This is a genomic window from Streptomyces sp. NBC_01304 (assembly GCF_035975855.1).
GTDB lineage: Bacteria > Actinomycetota > Actinomycetes > Streptomycetales > Streptomycetaceae > Streptomyces.
The window spans coordinates 567647-586754 of the sequence record NZ_CP109055.1 but is presented as its reverse complement, the minus strand read 5'-3'; the positions used below and the strand labels follow the sequence as shown (position 1 = coordinate 586754).

Annotated in this window: 18 protein-coding genes; 8 read left to right on the top strand and 10 right to left on the bottom strand. The window is 69.6% G+C overall.

All coding sequences use genetic code 11. The features are described 5' to 3' along the window. Positions 1–50 precede the first annotated feature (50 nt). The 4 genes from OG430_RS02580 to OG430_RS02565 all read right to left on the bottom strand — a co-directional run bounded on the left by OG430_RS02580 (position 51) and on the right by OG430_RS02565 (position 4637). A complete protein-coding gene (locus OG430_RS02580; protein ID WP_327350712.1) occupies positions 51–1535 on the bottom strand; it encodes an oxidoreductase in 1485 nt (494 codons plus the stop codon). 124 nt (positions 1536–1659) lie between these two features. Beyond that, a complete protein-coding gene (locus OG430_RS02575; RefSeq protein WP_327350711.1) occupies positions 1660–2049 on the bottom strand; it encodes a nuclear transport factor 2 family protein in 390 nt (129 codons plus the stop codon). Between the two features lie 288 nt (positions 2050–2337). Beyond that, positions 2338–3225: a hypothetical protein gene (locus OG430_RS02570; protein WP_327350710.1), complete on the bottom strand. Its 888-nt coding sequence runs from the start codon at positions 3223–3225 to the stop codon at positions 2338–2340. Next, positions 3222–4637 carry a phenylacetate--CoA ligase family protein gene (locus tag OG430_RS02565; protein ID WP_327350709.1) on the bottom strand — a complete coding sequence of 472 codons (1416 nt, stop codon included), beginning with the start codon at positions 4635–4637 and terminating at the stop codon, positions 3222–3224. The genes OG430_RS02570 and OG430_RS02565 overlap by 4 nt, the downstream gene beginning before the upstream one ends. Before the next feature lie 922 nt (positions 4638–5559). Between OG430_RS02565 and OG430_RS02560 the strand changes: the two genes are divergently transcribed. Then, on the top strand, positions 5560–6372 hold the full coding sequence (locus OG430_RS02560) for an acyl carrier protein (RefSeq protein ID WP_327350708.1): 813 nt from the start codon (positions 5560–5562) through the stop codon (positions 6370–6372). Positions 6373–6514: 142 nt separating this feature from the next. Here the strand turns inward: OG430_RS02560 and OG430_RS02555 are convergent, their stop codons facing one another. Together OG430_RS02555 and OG430_RS02550 are read right to left on the bottom strand one after the other, a co-directional pair. After that, the gene (locus tag OG430_RS02555; protein WP_327350707.1) at positions 6515–7831 is read right to left on the bottom strand and encodes a hypothetical protein; all 1317 of its coding nucleotides are present in this window, start codon (positions 7829–7831) and stop codon (positions 6515–6517) included. A 171-nt stretch (positions 7832–8002) separates the two neighbouring features. Beyond that, the gene (locus tag OG430_RS02550; protein ID WP_327350706.1) at positions 8003–8455 is read right to left on the bottom strand and encodes an iron chaperone; all 453 of its coding nucleotides are present in this window, start codon (positions 8453–8455) and stop codon (positions 8003–8005) included. 359 nt (positions 8456–8814) lie between these two features. Between OG430_RS02550 and OG430_RS02545 the strand changes: the two genes are divergently transcribed. Further along, on the top strand, positions 8815–10596 hold the full coding sequence (locus OG430_RS02545) for a SpoIIE family protein phosphatase (protein WP_327350705.1): 1782 nt from the start codon (positions 8815–8817) through the stop codon (positions 10594–10596). A gap of 136 nt (positions 10597–10732) precedes the next feature. Here OG430_RS02545 and OG430_RS02540 read toward each other — a convergent pair whose 3' ends face one another. After that, positions 10733–11395: a VanZ family protein gene (locus OG430_RS02540; protein ID WP_327350704.1), complete on the bottom strand. Its 663-nt coding sequence runs from the start codon at positions 11393–11395 to the stop codon at positions 10733–10735. A 247-nt stretch (positions 11396–11642) separates the two neighbouring features. Between OG430_RS02540 and OG430_RS02535 the strand changes: the two genes are divergently transcribed. The 4 genes from OG430_RS02535 (at position 11643) to OG430_RS02520 (ending at position 13784) form a co-directional block, all read left to right on the top strand. Continuing rightward, the gene (locus tag OG430_RS02535; protein WP_327350703.1) at positions 11643–12143 is read left to right on the top strand and encodes a hemerythrin domain-containing protein; all 501 of its coding nucleotides are present in this window, start codon (positions 11643–11645) and stop codon (positions 12141–12143) included. A 102-nt stretch (positions 12144–12245) separates the two neighbouring features. Beyond that, positions 12246–12638, top strand: a complete 393-nt coding sequence (locus tag OG430_RS02530) for a DUF2267 domain-containing protein (RefSeq protein ID WP_327350702.1) — start codon at positions 12246–12248, stop codon at positions 12636–12638. A 129-nt stretch (positions 12639–12767) separates the two neighbouring features. Further along, complete coding sequence (locus OG430_RS02525; RefSeq protein WP_327358945.1) at positions 12768–13469, top strand: VWA domain-containing protein; 702 nt, start codon at positions 12768–12770, stop codon at positions 13467–13469. A gap of 135 nt (positions 13470–13604) precedes the next feature. Beyond that, positions 13605–13784: a CGNR zinc finger domain-containing protein gene (locus OG430_RS02520; RefSeq protein ID WP_327350701.1), complete on the top strand. Its 180-nt coding sequence runs from the start codon at positions 13605–13607 to the stop codon at positions 13782–13784. A gap of 136 nt (positions 13785–13920) precedes the next feature. Here OG430_RS02520 and OG430_RS02515 read toward each other — a convergent pair whose 3' ends face one another. Both OG430_RS02515 and OG430_RS02510 read right to left on the bottom strand, forming a co-directional pair. Further along, positions 13921–14793 (bottom strand): methyltransferase domain-containing protein, encoded by an 873-nt coding sequence (locus tag OG430_RS02515; protein ID WP_327350700.1) that lies wholly within the window; start codon positions 14791–14793, stop codon positions 13921–13923. Between the two features lie 126 nt (positions 14794–14919). Further along, the gene (locus OG430_RS02510; RefSeq protein ID WP_327350699.1) at positions 14920–15528 is read right to left on the bottom strand and encodes an XRE family transcriptional regulator; all 609 of its coding nucleotides are present in this window, start codon (positions 15526–15528) and stop codon (positions 14920–14922) included. A 98-nt stretch (positions 15529–15626) separates the two neighbouring features. Between OG430_RS02510 and OG430_RS02505 the strand changes: the two genes are divergently transcribed. Together OG430_RS02505 and OG430_RS02500 are read left to right on the top strand one after the other, a co-directional pair. Next, positions 15627–16640: an NAD(P)/FAD-dependent oxidoreductase gene (locus OG430_RS02505; protein ID WP_327350698.1), complete on the top strand. Its 1014-nt coding sequence runs from the start codon at positions 15627–15629 to the stop codon at positions 16638–16640. A 102-nt stretch (positions 16641–16742) separates the two neighbouring features. Further along, positions 16743–18344 (top strand): MFS transporter, encoded by a 1602-nt coding sequence (locus OG430_RS02500; protein WP_327350697.1) that lies wholly within the window; start codon positions 16743–16745, stop codon positions 18342–18344. Between the two features lie 158 nt (positions 18345–18502). Here OG430_RS02500 and OG430_RS02495 read toward each other — a convergent pair whose 3' ends face one another. Then, positions 18503–19021, bottom strand: coding sequence for an AAA family ATPase (locus tag OG430_RS02495; protein WP_327350696.1), 519 nt, complete (start codon positions 19019–19021; stop codon positions 18503–18505). Positions 19022–19108: the final 87 nt, after the last annotated feature.

Here is a 19108-nt window from a genome sequence, read left to right as displayed (position 1 = left end):
GTCCTCGGCGAAGCGCTCTTCAGGTGCTTTTCAGCCGCCCGCTGCGCCCGTCAGGTTCGGTTCAGCTGCCGGGTCACGCCCGCCACGACCGCCGTGGTCAGGAGCCAGCCCGCTGCGATCAGGGCGTACGCGAGCCACTGCGCCGGAGTCGACTCCCAGTACCAGGAATTGCGCTGGCCCAGGCCGCCGATGGGGATCAGCAAGTCGAGGGTGTAGGCCACGGGGTGGAAGGGCGAGGTCTGGCCGGGGTTGCGGGGGGTCCTGTCCTGGTACTGGAACACCAGGGAGCCGAGGAGGGTGAGGGCGAGGAGCCAGGCGCCGGCCCGCCAGGGCCGGTAGCCGTAGCCGACGGTGACGTCCAGGATGTGTCCCCAGACGCGTCCGGCGAGTGGCAGCGTGCGCCGGCGGTGGCGGTGCTTCTCCAAGAGGACCCGGCGGGCGTCCGTGTCGTTGCCGATCTTCCGGTACCAGCCCGCGAGTTGTTCGTACGGCTGTGGGGCGTAGCCGGAGGCCTTGCGGAGCCAGCCGACCCGCAGGGTCACGTCGTCCGGCACTCCCGCGCCCGCGTCGAACTGCAAGGTGTCGTACGTCAGGCCCTGCAGATGGAAGGCCTCGGGCCAGGCCCCATGTCGGTCGCGCACCACGCCGACCTGCGCGTCTCGCAGGTCGACGGCGCCCGGGGGGCGGGTTGCCGGGGTGAACTGGAGGTCGCCGATGCGGGCGCGGGCGCAGTCCAGGGCCAGGTCTTTGCCGTTGAGCCTGGCGGTGTCGAACGTGAGCAGGTCGGTGATGTGGGCGCCCCGCAGCGAGATGGTCGCCTCGGCGGTGAAGCCGTCCGTGCAGACGAGCGTCATGATCTCTGCCTTGTCGGCGTAGAGGGAGTGGCCGAACCCCTCACCCAGGCTCGCCCCTTCGAGGAGCAGCCCGGGCAGTTGGGCGCCGACGAGGCGGGTCCCGCCGTGCACGGTGAAGCCCCTGCGAGCGAAGAGGGCGCCGCCGAGTTCCAGGCCGCCGGCGAACAGGGCCCAGTCACCGGGCAGCGACAAGGTGCTGCTGCTCAAGTGCAGGGATCCCGCGACTCTGGCGTCGATGAGCGAGAGCTGGCCGTTGACCACCGAGTGCTCCAGGATGAAGCGGCCGCCTACGCGGATCAGGCGCGCGTCGAAGCGGCGCATCCGGCAGTTCTGGAAGCTGAGGGTTCGGGTGGCCGCCCCGGTCATGCTGACCTCCTCGTCGAACCAGCACCCCTCCAGCCACAGCGAATGCGCCACCTCCGCCTCGTCGAGGAAGAGCCGGCCGGTGATCCGCGCTCCGGCGAGCCGCAGGGCGGCCACCGCGTGTTCGGTGCGCTCGTTGGCGCCGAGGAGCAGCGCGACCAGGACCTCGGCCCGCACCGCTCGCTCGACGCCCCAGCGTTCACCGGCGCCCGGATCGTCGTCCTCGGCCACTCCCGTACGCAGATCCACCAGGCGCCCAGCGGGAAATGCGTCCCACAACTCACGTTCGGCGGGGGTCAGTTCGTGGGGTGACAGCACAGGGGCAGCGTAGAAGATCCGTTGCGGACCGGTCACCCCTCGGGTGCGGGTGCCGCCGCCGCTGCGATCTCGGCGGCGGCACCCGCGGTGCGAGCGGCGTCAGGCGGTCATGGCCGCACCAGGCTCAGAACATGCCGTTGGGATTCGCCGACTTGGCCGGCACGTCCTGGATGACGTCCCAGTGCTCGATGACCTTGCCATTGTCCAGGCGGAAGTAATCCGCCAGCGCGCGGCCGGGGTTGTCCGGGTTGTTCGGCTCCAGGTCCAGGTGGGAGTGGGTGACGACCATGTCGCCTTCGGCGATGACGCGCTTGATGTCGAGCTTCAGGTCCGGGTATTCGCCGCGCAGCCAGGAAACGAAGCCGATGAACGCCTCCGGGCCGTCCTCGGCATCGGGGTTGTGCTGGATGTATGCGGGCCCGAAGTGGTCGGCGATCGCCTTTTGCGGATTGCCGCCGAATGCCGTCCGGTAATAGTCGACGACGACCTGCTTGTTGCGCTCAAGATCAGACATGAGTGATTCCGTTCCGGACAGGGGCTCCCGGAGACATCGCCTCAGTAAGATCGATTTCGCAGCACCGGGAACCCAGGATTTCTCGACTGGGATTGCCCTCGCGTCATAGGGGGCTGCCCGGGCAGGGGCGCCGACGCTGGTACTACTTTCTCTTGCCGCTCCCGTATACGGGGACGTACGCCAGGATCTACCGCTATCCAGCGGCGATTTCCTGTCGCACCAAGAACATTAACAATGCTTTACCGCTGTGGGTGACGCGAAAGTCCCAGGGCGTGATGCCGAAAGTCCCTACGCCGCCGCCGCGGCTGCCGCCGGGGGCCGGACGTCGATCATGCGGCGTTCCGGGCCGCTGCGGCGCAGGACGAGATAGCCCACGAAGGCAGCGGGACCGAAGTAGATCTGGGCGGGAATCATGGTCGGCAGCTCGCCGGTGAGTGCCTCGACGAGGAGCGGTGTCATCGGGGGCAGCAGACCGCCGAAGACGGCGACGAGGCCCAGTGCGACGGCCAGTCCCCGCCGCCCGTACGACTTGTACGCGACGGTGGTGTACAGCGCGTACACCAGGAGATCACCCATGCCCACGACGGCCCCGAGGTCCCCGATGCGGATGCCCGCCGAGGGGGCGTAGGCGTAGCCCTGCACCGCGTTGAACAGCTTCTGGGTGATCGGCACGACGGTGGCGAAGAAGATGTCGTACACGGCCAGGGCGAGTGCGAACCGGGACACGTGGCGCAATTGCAGGCCGCCCTGGGCGTTCATGTTGGCCGCGCCGACCGCCATCATCACGATCATGATGCTGTTGACCAGCCAGTAGGGCGTGGCGTTGGTGGGGTCGTTCTCGGCGGCGCGTGCGGTGATCCAGTCGGCGATCGTCAGGCCGAGGATGAGCAGCCACCGCAGCCGGCCGGGCCGGATCACCGCACCCCAGGTGACCGCGAGGCCGCCGATCAGGGTCAGGCCGAGGAAGAACGGCAACAGCCAGCCGGGCAGGGCGAGATAGAGGAAAGGCAGCGCGACGACGAAGGCCATCATGATGACCATGTCGTTGCCGTTGAACGCGCCGACGGCCGGCCGCGGCAGGGTGAACCGGCGGAAGAACGCGACGCCCGCGAGCGCGACGCCCACCGAGATGCCCAGCGTGACAAGGATGAAGAAGGCGTGCTGTGCGCCGCTCACGCGGTCCTCCTCGTGAAGCTGCTCTCGGTCAAGTCGCAGCGGTAGCGCCGTAGTTCGCGGCCGTCGACGTCCACGATGTCGAGGTCGGTGTCCATGCCCGCGGCGGCGAAGCGGGCGATCACGTCGGCGCGGTCCCAGTCGCCGGACTGCGACCTGGGCAGCTCGATCCGCAGTTTGCCGTCGACGACGGTGGCCCGGTGCCGCACCGGCCACTGGACCCCTGGCAGGGCGTCCAGGACCTCGATCACATCGCGTGGTGTCACCACGCCGTCGGCCGTGCGCAGCACATGATCGGCCTTGCCGAGGACGTGCGAGGTCGCCGGCACGTTCGCCATCTCGCAGTCCAGTGGCCCGTCGGGAAGGCGGCGCACCAGGTCACGGGTGTCGTAGCGGAACAGCGGCATGCACTCCCGGTACGGGTAGAAGGGCGTCGCCACGATCGTGCCGAGGGCGCCCGGTTCGGCCCGTTCGCCGGTCTCCAGGTCGCACACCTCGACCAGGCCGATGCTGGAGTCGATGTGCAGATGCTGCTGCCGGCAGATCGCGCCGGCCATCGGGGTGAGTTCGGTCATGCCGTAGCCGTCGTTGATGCGGGCGCCGAAGGTGTCGGCGGCCGCCTTGGCGAGGGCGGGCGAGAGCACCTCGCTGCCGACGTTGATGGCGCGCAGCCTGAAGTCGTCGGGTCCGAGGCCGCGTTCACGTGCCTCGGTGATCAGCCGGCCGAGGTAGCTGGGGTAAGTGACCATCAGGGTGGGCGCGCTGGCGTCCGTGCCGGTCATCAGGTCGAGGGTCTCGGCGGGCGGCACCAGGCCGACCATGCGGATGGCCGCGCCGGCCAGACGGGCCACCTGCATTTCGGCGTACGACGTGCCGGTGGCGCGTGAACTCACGTTGAACTGCATCAGATCAGTGGTGCGGACGTTGCCGCGAAGGATCTGGGAGAGGGCCACCAGGGCGGGCCACAGGCGCTCTTCGTACGCGGAGTACCAGACCTCTGCGGGGCGTCCTGTCGTCCCCGTGGTCCGGGAGGCGAGAAACGGCTCGCTGCACAGGAAATCGTCGGCGCGTTTGACCAGATCGGTCTTGGTGGTCACCGGCACCGCGGTGATGTTGTCGATGTCCAGTGTCGCCGGGTCGATGCCGGCGGCTTTGAACTGTTCGGCGTAGAAGGCCGACTTGGCCGCAAGCCGTTTCGCGGTGCGGCGCACTGCCTTGTTCGTGAGATCGGTTCGCATCTGCGGGTCTGCGGAGGCACCGCGCAGCAGCTGCTCGACGTCCTCGCCGGGGGAGCCGAATTCAGCCAGCGTCGCCAAGGCGTCGGCGACCAGTTTCTCGGCGGATCGTACGTTGATCGGGCGTCCGAGCACCATCGCCCATGCCAGCCGGAACTGCCGGATGCCCGCGTCGAACATGACTCTCCCCGCCCGAAATGCCGAAGTTCGAATGCCCGGAAAGGCCGGGGTGGACGGCGGGTCGCCGTCCACCCCGGAAGCCCACTAGCTGGGGCAATTGGTGAACAGCACGCCGGCCATGGAGCCCATGATGTACTTCGTGTGCTTCAGGGTGGAGACGATGGCGGACATTCAAGAACCTCCCACGTCGCAGTGTTCACCGGACTGGTGAACGCCAGTAATGCTCTGGCCACGGCATGGTCGTGTCAAGGCCATGCCGGGAGAATTCTGTTCGGTAGTCGTGCACTGATATCTCCTCAGCGAACGCCCGGCCGCGATGCGGGACGCACTCCAAATTGCTCTTGTGAATGGGCAATAAGGCGTGCGCGGCGTCCGCTTTACAGCGCGGAATGCGGGTGGGGTGAGGCGCCGGTCTCGGCTGGGGCGGCTGGACGCTTGTCGGGCCCGTGGTTTGGGTGCGGCGACGGTGCGCTCGATGCCGGGGCGGACCCGTTCGCGAGAGGTGTGGCGCGTTCACTCGAGTCTGACTAAATCCATGGTCGAGTTCCGCTTTGCAGAGCGGGGGTGTTTGATCACGGACTCCCAACAGGCTGCCGCGTCAGTCACCGGGGCCCAACTGGTGCTGTTCTTCTAGGCGTTCGGAACGTTCGGGTGGGTCTCGGACGGCTCGCCGAACCCCTCCGGCCGCCACGCCGGCCCCCTCCATGTACCCGCCGAGGGCAATGCGGGGCGACCTCCGGCCGACGTTCAGGTGAACCCGCAACCCGGACAAACCCACCTCCTGCCACAGCCGGGTAACAGCGGCCGCCCAGGTACAACTCCCGCCCCACCGCGCCGGTCGAACCTGGCATGTCGCACTCCTGGCGGAACCGGTGCCGCCAGGCGCGACTCCTCTCGTCTCGACCGAACTCGGAGTTGACCCGTGCCCAGGAAGTCCCTGCCCACGCGGCTTGCCGCCACCGCCGCACTCCTGCTCGCCGCAGGCGCGCTGTCCGCGCCCGCCGCCACAGCCCGGCCCGCGGACGCCTCAACCGGCAACGCCTATGTGCTGACCGTGAGCACCAACCCGACCAGCACCGACTACGACAACCGGCGCGTCGACGTCACCGGCACCGTCACGAAGGCGGATGGCACCCCGGCGCCCAACATCCCCGTCACCATCCAGGAGGTCGTCCGCTTCACCACCTGGAATCCGTGGGGCGACCCGATCGACCCCACCTACTACGAGCCCCGCGACCTGGGCAGGCCGGTCACCGACGCCGACGGGAAGTTCACCATCCCCGATGTCGACATCGACCACGTGAGTGGCAGCAGCCTCCTCAACGTCCAGCACAAAGTGCAGATCACGGCCGCCTACGACGAGGACGGCGACCCCGACACCCCGCAGGACGGCTACTACACGGACACCACCGTCGCCGCCAACGCCAAGCCCAGCTCCGTCAGTTACCAGGTCAACAAGAAGAAGGTGAAGGCGGGCGACATCCTCACCGTCCAGGGCAAGGTCACCCTCCCCAAGGGGGTCGAGCCCCAAGGCACCGAGGTCTTCCTGCAGACCTACTGGGAGCAGGAGTCCCACGTGAAGACGACCACCGAGGAGGACGGCTTCTTCGTCCTGTCCGTGCGCGTCTCCGGCTACGACGACACGTTCGAACTGCGCACGGCGCCGAGGGACCTCTACGTGGCGGGTGCGCAGCAGAAGCTTCCGGTCACCAACACCTCACTGCCGCGCCCGTAGCAGTTCGGGCAGCCCGCTTCGGGCTCAAGTGGCGCCGCAACGCCGACAGATGGGGTGCCCGGGCCCGGCGACGGGGCACCTCCGCGCGAGCGGAGGTGCCCCACGACCCCGAACTGCTGCGCCCGCCGCGTCGGCCGAGACCCTAGCCCCGGAAGGTGATGTCGGTGTACCCGGAGTTGTTGGACGGGTCGGTGTCTCCCGGGATCGTCGTGGTGACACGGGCCTGGGCGTAGCGCGGGGCCTGGTGGGACAGGTTCTCCAGGGTCAGCTCACGGGTGTGGGTCGCTCCCGCGGCGATGGCCGGCACCTGACAGACGAACGTGGTGCTGTGCTCGCCGTCGCGTGTGATCTGGCAGTCGGGTCCCGCCCCCATCTTGTTCGAGAAGAACTGGACCAGATTGACGTCGATCTTCATGGCGCCCGGCGCCGAGGGAGTGGTTCCCAGGTTGGTGAGCGTGATCGGCACGACTGCTTTGGCGTACGTCGGCCAGTTGACCTTCATCGTCGTACGGACGTCCGGCGGCCCGGTGGTCTGGAACCGAGGGCTCACCGTGGCGGCGGCGTCCGTGCCGGGGAGCACGGCCAGGATCCCGTCGTCGCGCAGCACGGCGACGGAGTCGGTGGCGGGCCGGCCGACGTTGCTGATCGCCCAGTACGGCGACGGTTTGTCTCCGGCGTGGGGCGGGCGGCCGCCGTTGTAGAGAACGAAGTTCTCGTCCGTCTGCAGCACGGCGCAGTACGGGGCGCCGGCGGGAGTGCCGACCTTGCGGCTGGCTCCCTGGTCGAAGGCCGACCAGTAAATGCGGCTGGTGTCCGGGGTGCGGTTGCTGCCGGTGCTGCACAGCACGAGGTTGCCGTCGTCGCGCAACAGCGCGGCGAACCGGCCGTTGGCGGAGGTCAGGTAGTCGCCTGTGGCCAGCCACTGGTCGGTGTGCAGGCAGTTGCCGCGGGCGGCCCGCTGCGCCGGGTAGGTCAGCGCGGTCTGCCACAACACGGGCGTGACCTCGGGGTTCGTCGGGTCCGCCGCGGCCTCTGCGACGTCGTGCAGGCGCAGGTTGCCGTCGCGTCCCAGCGACAGGCAGTAGCCGCCCCTGTTCCTGAGGATGGAGGTGTTGGTCGCCCAGTACGCCTGCCTCAACCGCGCCGGGTCGGGCCCCGTGTACATCACGACGTTCCCGTCCATCTGCATGACCGTGAAGTACTGGCCGTTGGTCTGCGCCGGGTTGAAGTAGAAGTTCGGATTCCCCATGTGGCCCGGGGCGCTGTCCCGGATCAGGGAGTAGTAGCGCCGCGACGGGTCGGGGTTGCCGTCCGCTGTCGCGTAGCAGAGAAGCAGATCCCCGTTGCCCTGCATGACGGCCGCATAGGTGTTGCCGTTGGGGCCGTCACCGCACAGCAGCCAGTCGCCCACGCGCAGGAAGTCTCCCGCCTGCAGCAGCCATCCATGGTTCTCGCCCATGATCACTACCCCCTCGGCGGCGGAGCGCCGCCCTCTTGGGGGAGAGTCCTGCCGCGTCACGCTGCCGGTCAAGGGACATCACAGACCAGCAAGGCGTTCCGCCGCCGGCTTCGCTTGCGGGCCCAGCAGAAGTTCCCTGCAGGCCTGGGGCGTTCACCGGGCGGGCGCCCGTCAGCGCACGGCCTTCTCCACGAGCGCGACGATCTGCGCCTCCACCTCGGGTGTTACCTCGGTCAGGGCGAAGGCGGCCGGCCACATCGGGCCCTCGTCGAGCTTCGCCAAGTCGCTGAACCCCAGGGTCGCGTAGCGGGCCTTGAACTTCTCCGCGCTCTGGAAGAAGCAGACGACCTTGCCGTCCAGCGCGTAGGAGGGCATGCCGTACCAGAGTTTCGGTGCGAGGCCGGGCGCGCCGGCCGTGATGACGGCGTGCACGCGTTCGGCCATGACCCGGTCCGAGTCCTGCATCTCGGCGATCTTCGCGAGTACGTCCCGCTCCGCCTCCGCCGCCTTCTCCGCGCGCGAGCTGCGGCGTGCCTCCGCCTTCAGCTCTTTTGCGTGGTCTTTCATCGCGGCCCGTTCCTCGGCCGAGAATCCCTCGTGTCTGCCGCCCTCGGTGCTGCTCATCGCGATTTCCCCCTTGAGGTCCTGATGTGCCGCCATCGCCGGTGATCTCAAGCACGTACCCCCTCGGTACGGGAAATACCGGCCGAGATCGGATCCTGCGCGCACCTCTTGCTGTTGTCAATGACCCTCCCCATCCGCGGTGTTGGGGGCGTACGAGCTGCGGGGCGGTCGGCCGTGCGGCCTCGCCTCGTCCAGATCGTGCACACCGGCGGAGGCCCCTCACCGCAACGCGAATGAACGTTCGATCCTGTGGACGTGCGGGCCGCCCGTCCCTGACGGATCATGGAGTCTCGGCCCGGCGGCACGGGCAGGGCAGCCGACCGCGCGGCCGCCCCGCACGAACGTCGAGGAGGTGGCCGGTGAGCCGGGACGCCTTCGCCGCGCGGCCGCTCGTGACCTTCGATGCGGAAGCGCTGCTCGCAGCGGTGGGCCCGGCCGCTTCCTCTTCCCGGTTGGGCCGCGAGTACCGGGTGCTGCGGCAGATCGTGGACGGCGCGGCCGCGGGAATTGTCGTGCTCGACACCGACCTGCGCTACCTGTACGTCAATCCGCACCTGGCCCGCATGAACGGAATGCCCGCCGAGGCCCACATGGGCCGCACCATCACCGACCTCCTCCCCGGCGTGTACCGCCCGGCAGAGGCGCTGCGCCAGGTCCTGCGGGACGGCCGCCCTCGCGAGATCGTCATCTCCGGCCACACCCAGGCCCGCTCCCCGTTCGCCCACCGCGAGTGGCGCAGCACCTATCACCGCATCGAGGACGAGCGCGGCAACGTCATCGGCCTGGTCGGCATCGGCCTGGAAATCACCGAGCCGCGCCAGTACCTGCACGGCCTGGAGCGCGCCCACCAGCGCATGGCTCTCCTGGACACGGCGGCCGTGAGCATCGGCACCACCCTCGACGTCGACGCCACCTGCGCCGAGCTCGCCGACTTCGTCGTGCCCGGCCTCGCCGACGCCGCCGCCGTCGAGCTCTACCCCGTGGACCGGCCCGACCGGCAGGACCACACACCGCCCGGCATCATGCGCCTGCGCCGCGCCGCGCTGAGCGCCACTCTTGCCCTGAAGGAGGCGCTGGGCGACCTTGCCCGCCCGAGTGGCTTTGTCGACTACGACGCGGACTCGCCGCTGCGCAAGTCCATGGAACAGGGCCGGCCCTGGCTGCAGGACCTGCGTGACCCGGACGGCGACGCCGTCGCGGGCCCCTACGCCGAACGCCTGCGCCGCTATCGCGCGGCGGGCATCCACTCCGCGCTGGTCGTTCCGCTGGCCACCCGGTCGCGGCCGCTCGGAACCCTGTCCATGGTCCGTACCGGCCCGTCCCCGGCCTTCACCCCTGAAGACGCCCTGGTCGCCGAGGAGTTGGCCACCCGCGCGGCCCGTGCGCTGGAACGGGCCTTCCACTACGCCCGCGAACACACCATGGCGCTGGAGCTGCAGCGCGCCCTGCTGAGCGAGCCGAGCGCCCCGCACCCCGGCCTGGAGACCGCCTCGCGGTATCTGCCCGCCGACGACAGCTCCCTGGTCGGCGGTGACTGGTTCGACTCGCTCGCCCTGCCCCAGGGCCGCAACCTGCTGGTCATCGGCGATGTCATGGGGCACGGCGTGGAGGCCGCCGTCGCCATGAGCCACTACCGCTCGATGCTGCGCGCCCTGGCCGCATCCGGTCTGGCCCTGGACGATGTCCTCACCTACGCCGACCTCATGGTCGCCGAGTCCGGCTTCGACCGGGTCGCCACCTGCCTCCTGGTCCTCGGCGACCCGCACACCGACACCGTCACCTACGCGAGTGCCGGTCATCTGCCGCCGCTGCGGCTGACCCCCGACGGCCCACCCCAGATCGTTCCGGTCCCGGCCGGACCCCCGCTCGGCACCGGTCTGGGGGAGTACGCCACCGTGACCCGGCCCGGACTGCCCGGTGGCGTCCTGCTGCTCTACACCGACGGCCTCATCGAGCGCCGGGGCGAGGACATCGATGCTTCCCTGCAGCGGCTGACCCGGCTGCGGCTGTCCCCGCGCGACAGCCTCCACAAGATCCTCGACGACGTCCTGGCCCAGCTCACCGACGGCCCGTCGGGGGACGACATCGCCCTGCTCGCCGCCCGGACCCGCGAGGTGGCCCGGCCGCACGACAGGACCTGAGCCGGCCACGACACGGCCTCGCGTATGGGCGCACCTGGGCCGTTCGTCTGCGAACACCAGGCGCAGCACGTCGGGTTACCTGCGTACGCCACCTGAAGAAGGCCGCCGGACTGTCCCTCGGGAGAGAGGAGGGAGGTCAGGACTTGGCGATCTCCTGCCGCGTCCAGCGGTGCCACCAGTGATGCCGTCGAGGATGCACGGCGCGGCCGAGGCGGCGGCCGAGAAGCACGTAACCCAGGAGCGCCCCGAAGGTGTTGAGGATGACATCGTCGATGTCGAAGGTCCTGCCGGTGACCAGCGCGCCCTGGGTGAGTTCGACGAGCACCATCACCACGGCCGTGGCGAGTGTGACCCGGAGCAGTCCGCGAGTGCGCGGCAGCAGGACCGGCAGGAGCACCCCGAAGGGCACGCCGAGCAGCAGGTTCCCGCCCAACTGCTTGATGGTGTCGCGGAATTCGGGCTGTGCGAGATAGTCGCGGATGGAGTCCCCGGGGCGCAGGTTGCTGTGGGTCAGCGATGCGGAGGCGACGGAGGGCTCGAGGGTCAGTCGGGCGAGCACCACCCCGAACCCCACCATCGCCGCGAAGGCGGCGAGCATGACGAGAACGCGCAGAGCCGCGGGCAGTGCAGGGCCGTTCGTCCGTTGAGGGTCGCCCTGTTGAGAAGTGCGGCGGGTCCGTTTGGATCTACTTGGCCTGCTGCGGGCGCGGCCGCGGGAACCGGGAGTGCGTCGCTTGAGTACGTACCAGCGGGTGCCGGACGTGCGTCCGCGCCGCTTGCGTGCCTTGACGCTCGTCATGGGGTCTCCTCTGTGCGGAGCCAGTGAGACTGCGCGGACGTGTCGCGATGTAGCGAGCGGTCCCGCCGGGGCGAACAGTCCGGTTACCCGCGATATGTCTGCGTAATCTTCCTGGCCGCTGAGGACCCGGTCAGTGAGCCGTCCGGGACTGCGAGGGGCGGGCAGTCGGAGCAATTGGGGGGATGGCGGCAAGGGAGTCCGGGGTAGGCGCCCCCGGGTACCCACTTCCAGGGAGGAGGCGCAGTCGATGTCCACAAACCAAGACGTGGTCGAGCTGATCCTCGAGGACCATCGGACGATGGAGGACCTGCTCCGGCTGATGCGCAGCATCGAGGCCGACCGGCGGGCCGCGCTGCACCACTTCGCCGATCTGTTCGTCGCGCACGGGGTGGCCGAGGCGAGTGTGGTCTACCCCGTACTCACCACGCATCAGGAACGAGAGAGCGTCGACGCGGACATCGCCGCGCACGATGTGGCCGGACACCGCGACGGCGTGATGGTGCTGCTCGCCCTGCTGGGCATCGACGAGATCGGCTCGTACGAATGGGACTGGCGGCTGAGGCAGTTGTCCGTGGTGGTCTCCCGCCACGCGGATGAGGAGGAACTCACCCTGCTCAACGGTGCCTGCCGCAGACTCAGCCGCACACAGCGCGTGGACCTGGGAGCGGCCTTCGTCGGGACGCGTAGCCGGCTGCTGGGCTCGGGATGCGGTGATGTCAGCAGTCTGCGTGGCATGGTCCGGATCTGAGCGAGCCCAAGTGCCGGGCGGGGACGGGCCGATCGGTCGTATCCCTGGAAGACGAGCGGGTCGCGGCGCGGACCGCAGGCGCACCGAGAGCAAGGAGTCACCATGGACGGGTCGTTGGACGCGATGCTGGCCCAAGTCGCCGCACGGGGAGGCTACGAGGGATCGCAGCAGGCCGCGAGGGCCGTTCACCATGTCCTGGAGGTTCTGGGCGGACACCTGGTCGGGGACGACCGCACCGACCTGGCGCGACTCCTGCCCGAGCAGTGCGGACCCATGCTGAACGCCGCCGAGGCCGTCAGCGAGGCGTTGACGCCCGGTGCCTTCGTCGAAGCGGTGGCTCTGCACGGAGGCGATCGCCGCGACGAGGCGCGACGCGCGGTCACCGCAGTACTGCCCACGCTCGCGGAGTTGACCGATGACGCGCTGCTGCGCCGCATCCTCACCCAGCTCCCGCCGGGCCATGCGGGACTCTTCGGGCGCGTGGACCCCGTTTAGTGGACGTCTCATTTGGTGCATTGACGTGCATCTGGCCGTGCTGGTGTTGACGGCGAGTCACGAGAGCTCGCGGGTTTGCGGGTCTACTGCTGTTGAGGCCGGCTGAGGAGCTAGCTTCTGGGGGTGGGGATGACGATGCGCTTGGCGGCTCGGGTGAGTGGACTGAGGAAGGGGGAGTCCAAGGTCGTCTTGGTGTTGTCCGGGGACAGCCGGGCCCCCTTCGAGGGGGAGCGAATCCGGCGAACGGTGCGTCGAGCTGTGCGCATCGCAGAAGCTCTGGACTCGAGCCCGCCGGATGTCTGGATCTACGGGGCTGACTGTCACCGCCTCCCAGCGATCCAGAGAGGCTCCCTCGGGAGGTGGATCGCAGACTGGGCGGTCTTGGCGAAGAAGCCTGTATTCGACGACTCCCGGGTGGACGGCAATCCGCTGGCCCGTTCGGTGCGGGAGTACGGATTGTTCGAAGGCGGCAGTGTCGCCGGCGCGATGGAGGCGCTGCGGAAAGAGTATGGAGCCTCCCGCCTGCCGGTCCTTGTGCTCTTCCACCTGGAGTCGATGGAGGGTGAGGACAGACGTGTCGCCAGGCAGTTGGAGAAGGCGGCGGGGAGCACGCTGTTCTGGCAGTTCCTCGCCCAACTGGACGAGACGTCCTGGTCCGTGCTGGACCGTTTGGACGACGTGCGTCGGGAACGCCCGAGCATCGCGAACGCGCATTACATCAGCTCGTGGAACATGGACATATCGGCCGGACTGGATGCATTCCAGCAATACGCGATGATCAAGCCCTATGCGCGCTGGGTGAGAGAGTCCCGTCGGCAGGCGTCGGGGTAAGCAGTGCCCTCCACGTTGTCGTCGCGACTTCACTCACGGGCCTCACGGGATCGGCATCTCCTGAGACAGAACCCCTGCTGAGACACTCCAACTGTTCCTAACGCGGGGGAAGCTCCAGTACCGGACGCGCTCGGCGTGCTCGCCGCCGACGCCGTCCACGTAGTCGGAGGCTACGACCGCGGCCGGATCAAAGCATGCGAAGGCTCCGACTGCGCCGGCCTCTTCTTCGACACCAGCCGCGGCGCAAACCGCCGCTGGTGCTCAGTGAACACCTGCGGCAACAAGGCCAAGAAGGCCCGACTCGCCAACAAGTAGCCGACTGGTCCTCAGGGGCCTGCCACGTGTCGCCGGCCGGCTGCCGCGAGCTGCCCGACGATGACCGCGCACCGCGAACGCGTCGAGGTTGCAGACCCTCGGCAGGCGTGCCGCCGGTGTCGCCCCGGAAGACACGTCAGTCGCGGCGCGCCGCCCAGACGGTGCGCTCCGTGCGTACCGCGAGGTCAGGGCGGCGCAGGATGCTGTGCGGGCTGTGGGTGTCGAGGAGTTGGTCGAGCGCGGCGAGGTCTTGCGCCGAGAGCGCGTCGGCGGCGGCGCCGCGGACGCGCTGCAGTGCGCTCAGGGCGTAGCGGCCGATCGCCTCGTCGCGGGACCCCTCGAGGTTGACTGCGACGGTGAGTTCGCCTTCGACGGTGAATCCGGCGGCGCTCAGCATCGGGCCCCAGTCGGCGCCGCGGTGGGGTACGTGCTCGGCGTGGAAACGGTCGGTCGCGGCGTGGGCGCGCTCTTCCAGGCCGGGCCGGTCCTCGGGGGCGTTCTCGGGCAGGAAGCGGGGGAGGCCGGCCAGTTCGACGACGGCGAACAGGCCGCCGGGAGCGAGCAGTTCGTGGACGGTGCGCAGTGCGTGGTCGGGGTCGGCCATGTGGTGCATGGACGCCGACGCCCACACGAGGTCGGGCGCGCCGAGGTCGGGCCAGGTGGCGTCGTCGAGGTCGGCCTGCAGGGTGCGTACCCGGTCGTCCACGCCGCGGGCGCTCGCCTTCTCCCGCAGCCGTTGCAGGTGTCCGGGCGAGGCGTCGACGGCGATGACGTGCGCCTCGGGGAAGCGGTCGAGGAGGGCGAAGGTGCCCGCTCCGGTGCCGGAGGCCAGGTCGACGATCTGGCGCGGGCCGGTCTTCAGGGGCAGCCACTCGGTGATGGCGGCGATGTGCCCGGCGAGGACTTCCGCGTCGAGGTCGAGGATCTCCGCCTGGCCGTGGTCGGCGCCGTGCTGCTGGTGGTGGCCGTGCTCGTGGTGGCCCTGGTGGGGGGTGTGTGCTGGGGTCATGCCGCCACCGTAAGCACCTCTTGCGCGTTGAGCACACCTTCTTGCGAGATGCGCAAGGCGATGGCGTTGTGTGCTGCCGGGCGCGCAAGATCCCCCCTGGTGAGCGGGCTGCCGGGGCCGGTGTCGCTATGTGCCGGTGTCCTGCGCGTCGCCGTCGGTGTTCTCTCGCTGATCGCCGGTCTCGCGATGTCCGCGGCGGGCGTCGCGGTCGAAGATGCCGATGATCTCGCAGGGGCCGCCCTCCGCGCCGATGGCGTGCGGCAGCATCGTCGGGAACTCCGCGGCCTGGTTGGTCTCGACGCGAAAACGGCGGTGGCCCAGCATCAGGATCGCGGTGCCGGACAGTACGACGAGCCATTCCCGGCCCGGGTGGGCGCGCATGCGGGCGGGGTTGTCCGGTGGCGGTTCTGTCATCCGCTGCCGTACGACGCTCATGCCGGGTTCGCCCTTGATCGGCCAGCGCATCAGCCCGTGGGCACTGTCGATCATGGGGCTGATGATGACGTCGTCGGCGGCGTTCTCGACGAGCTGGTCGAGGGTGGTGTCCAGGGCGCGCGCGAGGGTGACGAGCTGGTCAAGGGCGAGGCGGCGCTGACCGTTCTCGATGCGGCTCAGCGAGGACTGGCTGAGGTTGGCGCGGGTGGCCAGTTCCTCCAGTGACCAGCCCTGCGCGACCCGCAGCGCGCGGATCCGTTTGCGTACGAGGCTGTCCAGCGCACCATCTTCTTGCGTCATAGGCAACATGCTATGCCTTCAGTGCAAGTCGGGCCTAACGTCGAAGGCAGGTGGCCCGGATCGGCTGGGACCGCGCACGCCAGAAAGGGCGCGAGGACATGTCTGAGACGACTTTCCCGTACGCGAGTGACGCACTGCCTGCTGAGACGGTCGACGCTGTGGTGATCGGCGGCGGCGCCGCGGGGCTGAACGGCGCGCTGATGCTCGCCCGCTCCCGACGCTCCGTGGTCGTGATCGACAGCGGCACGCCCCGCAACGCTCCGGCCGACGCCATGCACGGCTTCCTCGTGCTGGACGGTACGCCACCCACCGAGATCCTCCGGCGCGGGCGGGAGCAGGTGCGCCAGTACGGCGGCCGGATCGTGTTCGGCGAGGTTGCCTCGGCCGAGCCCGCCGCACCGTCGGAGGACGGGGACCTGCGGTTCGCCCTCACCCTGGCCGACGGCCGGACCCTCACGGCACGCCGGGTACTGGTGGCCACCGGGCTGCGGGACGTGCTGCCCGACGTGCCCGGACTCGCGCAGCACTGGGGACACGGCGTCGTGCACTGCCCGTACTGCCACGGCTGGGAGGTACGCGACGAGCCGATCGGCGTCCTCGCCACCGGCCCCGCCTCCGTCCACCACGCGCTGCTGTTCCGCCAGTTGACCGACGACCTCGTCTACTTCACCCGCGCCACCGCCCTCGACGAGGACACCCGCGCGCGCTTCGCCGCCCGGAACATCCGCGTCGTCGACACCCCCGCCGACGAGGTCGTGCAGGCCGACGACGGCGGTATCGCCGGAGTGCGCCTGACCGGCGGCGAGTTCGTGGCCCGCCGCGTCCTCGCGGTCGCCACCCGGATGCAGGCCCGCACCGAGGGCCTGGAGGGGCTGAAGCTTCCGCTGCAGGACCTGCCCGACGACATGGGCCGCCACTTCGCCTCCGGCACGGCCGGCACCACCGACGTACCCGGCGTGTGGGTGGCCGGCAACGCCACCGACCTGAGCGCCCAAGTGGGCGCCTCCGCCGCGGCGGGCGCCCTGGCCGGTGCCCACATCAACGCCCAGCTGGCCACGGCCGACACCGACGCGGCCCTCGCCGCCGCCCGGCAAGGCACCGCGACCGCCTGACCTCCGCGGCACGCACCGCCGCTCCTCCTTCCCTTCGTATCCCGGCGTCCGGACACGGTCCGCCGTCGCGCTATTCCGCCATGCCCTTTTGAGAGGAACTTCATGAGTACGAACCAGCCCGCCGCCCCCGAGGCGCACGGCGAGGGCGGCGCACCGGACGCGCGTCAGCTGCGTACGATCCTGACCGCCGTGTCCATCGCGCTGATGGCCGTCATCGCGTCGGTGTCCGGACTGAACGTCGCCCAGACCCACATGGCCGTCGAGTTCGGGGCCTCGCAGAACACGGTTCTGTGGATCATCAACATCTACACCCTGGCCCTGGCCGCCCTGCTGCTGCCGCTCGGCGCGATCGGTGACCGCCTGGGCCGCAAGCCCATGCTGGTCGCCGGGTTGGGCATCTTCGGCGTCGCCAACGTGGTGGCGGGCCTGGCCCCGACCGCCGAGGTCATGATCGCGGCTCGTGTCGCCGGCGGGATCGGCGCGGCAATGATCATGCCGATCACCCTTGCCGTCATCACCTCCACCTTCCCCGAGGAACAGCGCGGCAAGGCGATCGGGGTATGGACCGCAGTCGCCGGAGGCGGCGGCATCCTGGGCATGTTCCTGTCCGCACTGCTCGTCGATGTCGCGGACTGGCGCTGGCTGTTCGTGCTGCCGGTGGCCCTGGTCCTGGTGGCTCTGGGCATGACGCTGAAGTCGGTGCCCAACTCCCGTGAGCGGTCCGCCCATTCCTTCGACACCGTTGGCGCACTGGTCTCCACCGTCGCCGTCATCGGCCTCATCTTCGTCCTGCAGGAAGGCCCCGAACGCGGCTGGACCGCCCCCGCGACGCTGATCAGCCTCGCCGTCGGCCTCATCGCCGGCATCGGCTTCGTGGTCTGGGAGCTGCACCGCCGCGATGCCTCCCTGCTGGACGTACGCCTGTTCCGGGAGCGCGGTCTGGCTGGCGGCTCGGTCACGCTGCTGGTCGTCTTCGGTGTCCAGGCGGGCATCGCCGTGGTCCTGTTCCCGTTCTTCCAGGCCGTGCTCGGCTGGTCGGGACTGCTGTCCACGGTGGCGATGATGCCGATGGCCGTCATGATGATGCTGGCCTCCGGTCTGGCTCCCAAGATGGCCGCCCGCGTCGGCTCCCGCTCGACGATGGCCACCGGAATCGCGCTGGCCGGTGCGGGTCTGGCGCTGATGGCGCTGTTCGTCACCGTGAAGGGCGGCTACCTGACCATCCTGCCCGGCATGCTCGCCATGGGCATCGGCATGGGCCTGTCGATGACGCCGTCCACCGAGGCCATCACCAGCTCGCTGCCGCGCGAGAAGCAGGGCGTCGCCTCCGCACTCAACGACGTCACCCGCGAGTTCGGCACCGCACTGGGCGTCGCCCTGCTGGGTGCGCTCCTGTCCGCCGGCTACCGCAGCGCCATCGACGACCGGCTGCACGGCGTTCCGCAAGGGGCCGCCGACACCGCACACGAAGGCATTGCCAACGCCGTCGAGGTCTCGGGCAGCACCGGCGCGCACGCGCAGCAGATCGTCGATGCGGCCCAGCAGTCCTTCGTCGACGGCTGGCAGCAGGCGATGTGGGCAGGCGTCGCCGTGATGGGCGCGCTGTTCGTCTACGTCGCCCTGCGCGGCCCGCGGAGCACCGAGAGCCCCGCGCCCGCGCCGGTCGACGAGACCGAGGCAGTCGAGACGGTCGACGCCCGCTGAACTCGTAGGAACTACAACCGGCTTGAAGATCGGGCTTCCTGGGTTCGTGGCAAGGCGGCGGGCATTGCCTGCCGCCCTGCCACGACTCCCCGCCGCTCCGGCACCGGCGCGAGACCGCTGGCTCAGCGATCGACGATCCAGTTACCCGGCCCGCCGGCCTACAGGGATGACAGCCAGGCCTCCGTGTCCCGGGGATGGCCGAAGCGCAGGGTGTCGAGCGGGGCGAAGCGGGGATCGCGGGTACGGTGCGCGACTTCGCGGCGGCGGGTTCCGTGTTGCGACCAGGACCACCAGGCCGGGTGCTCCCGGCTCAGCCAGCCCGTCCAGGTTTCCCTGTTGCCGCCGAAGAGGACCTCGCGTGTGACGGTGCGCCGGACGGACCGGCGCAGAACGCGGGGCATGACGACGCGTTTGGGGTAGTCCAGCCAAATGACGGTGTCGGCCCGGTCCCACAGCAGGTCACGGACTTCCGGAGAGCCGAGGGAGTCGATGATCCAGCCAGACCCGGCAGTGAGCCTTGATACGTCGTCCACCAACTCGCTGTTGACGGACCAGCCGGGGCCGTCGAAGTACAACGCGTCCATCTCGTGGTAAGTCAGGCCCAGACGGTTGCTCAGGGCGCGGGCGAGTGTCGACTTGCCTGAACCGGTGACACCCACTACCAAGATCCGCTTCACCGGTGCACCTTAGCCCGCCCGTTGGGAAGGCGCCCTCCGTCGGCTGCGGATGGAATGGGCACGGGCCCATTGGGTGACAGCGCGGGT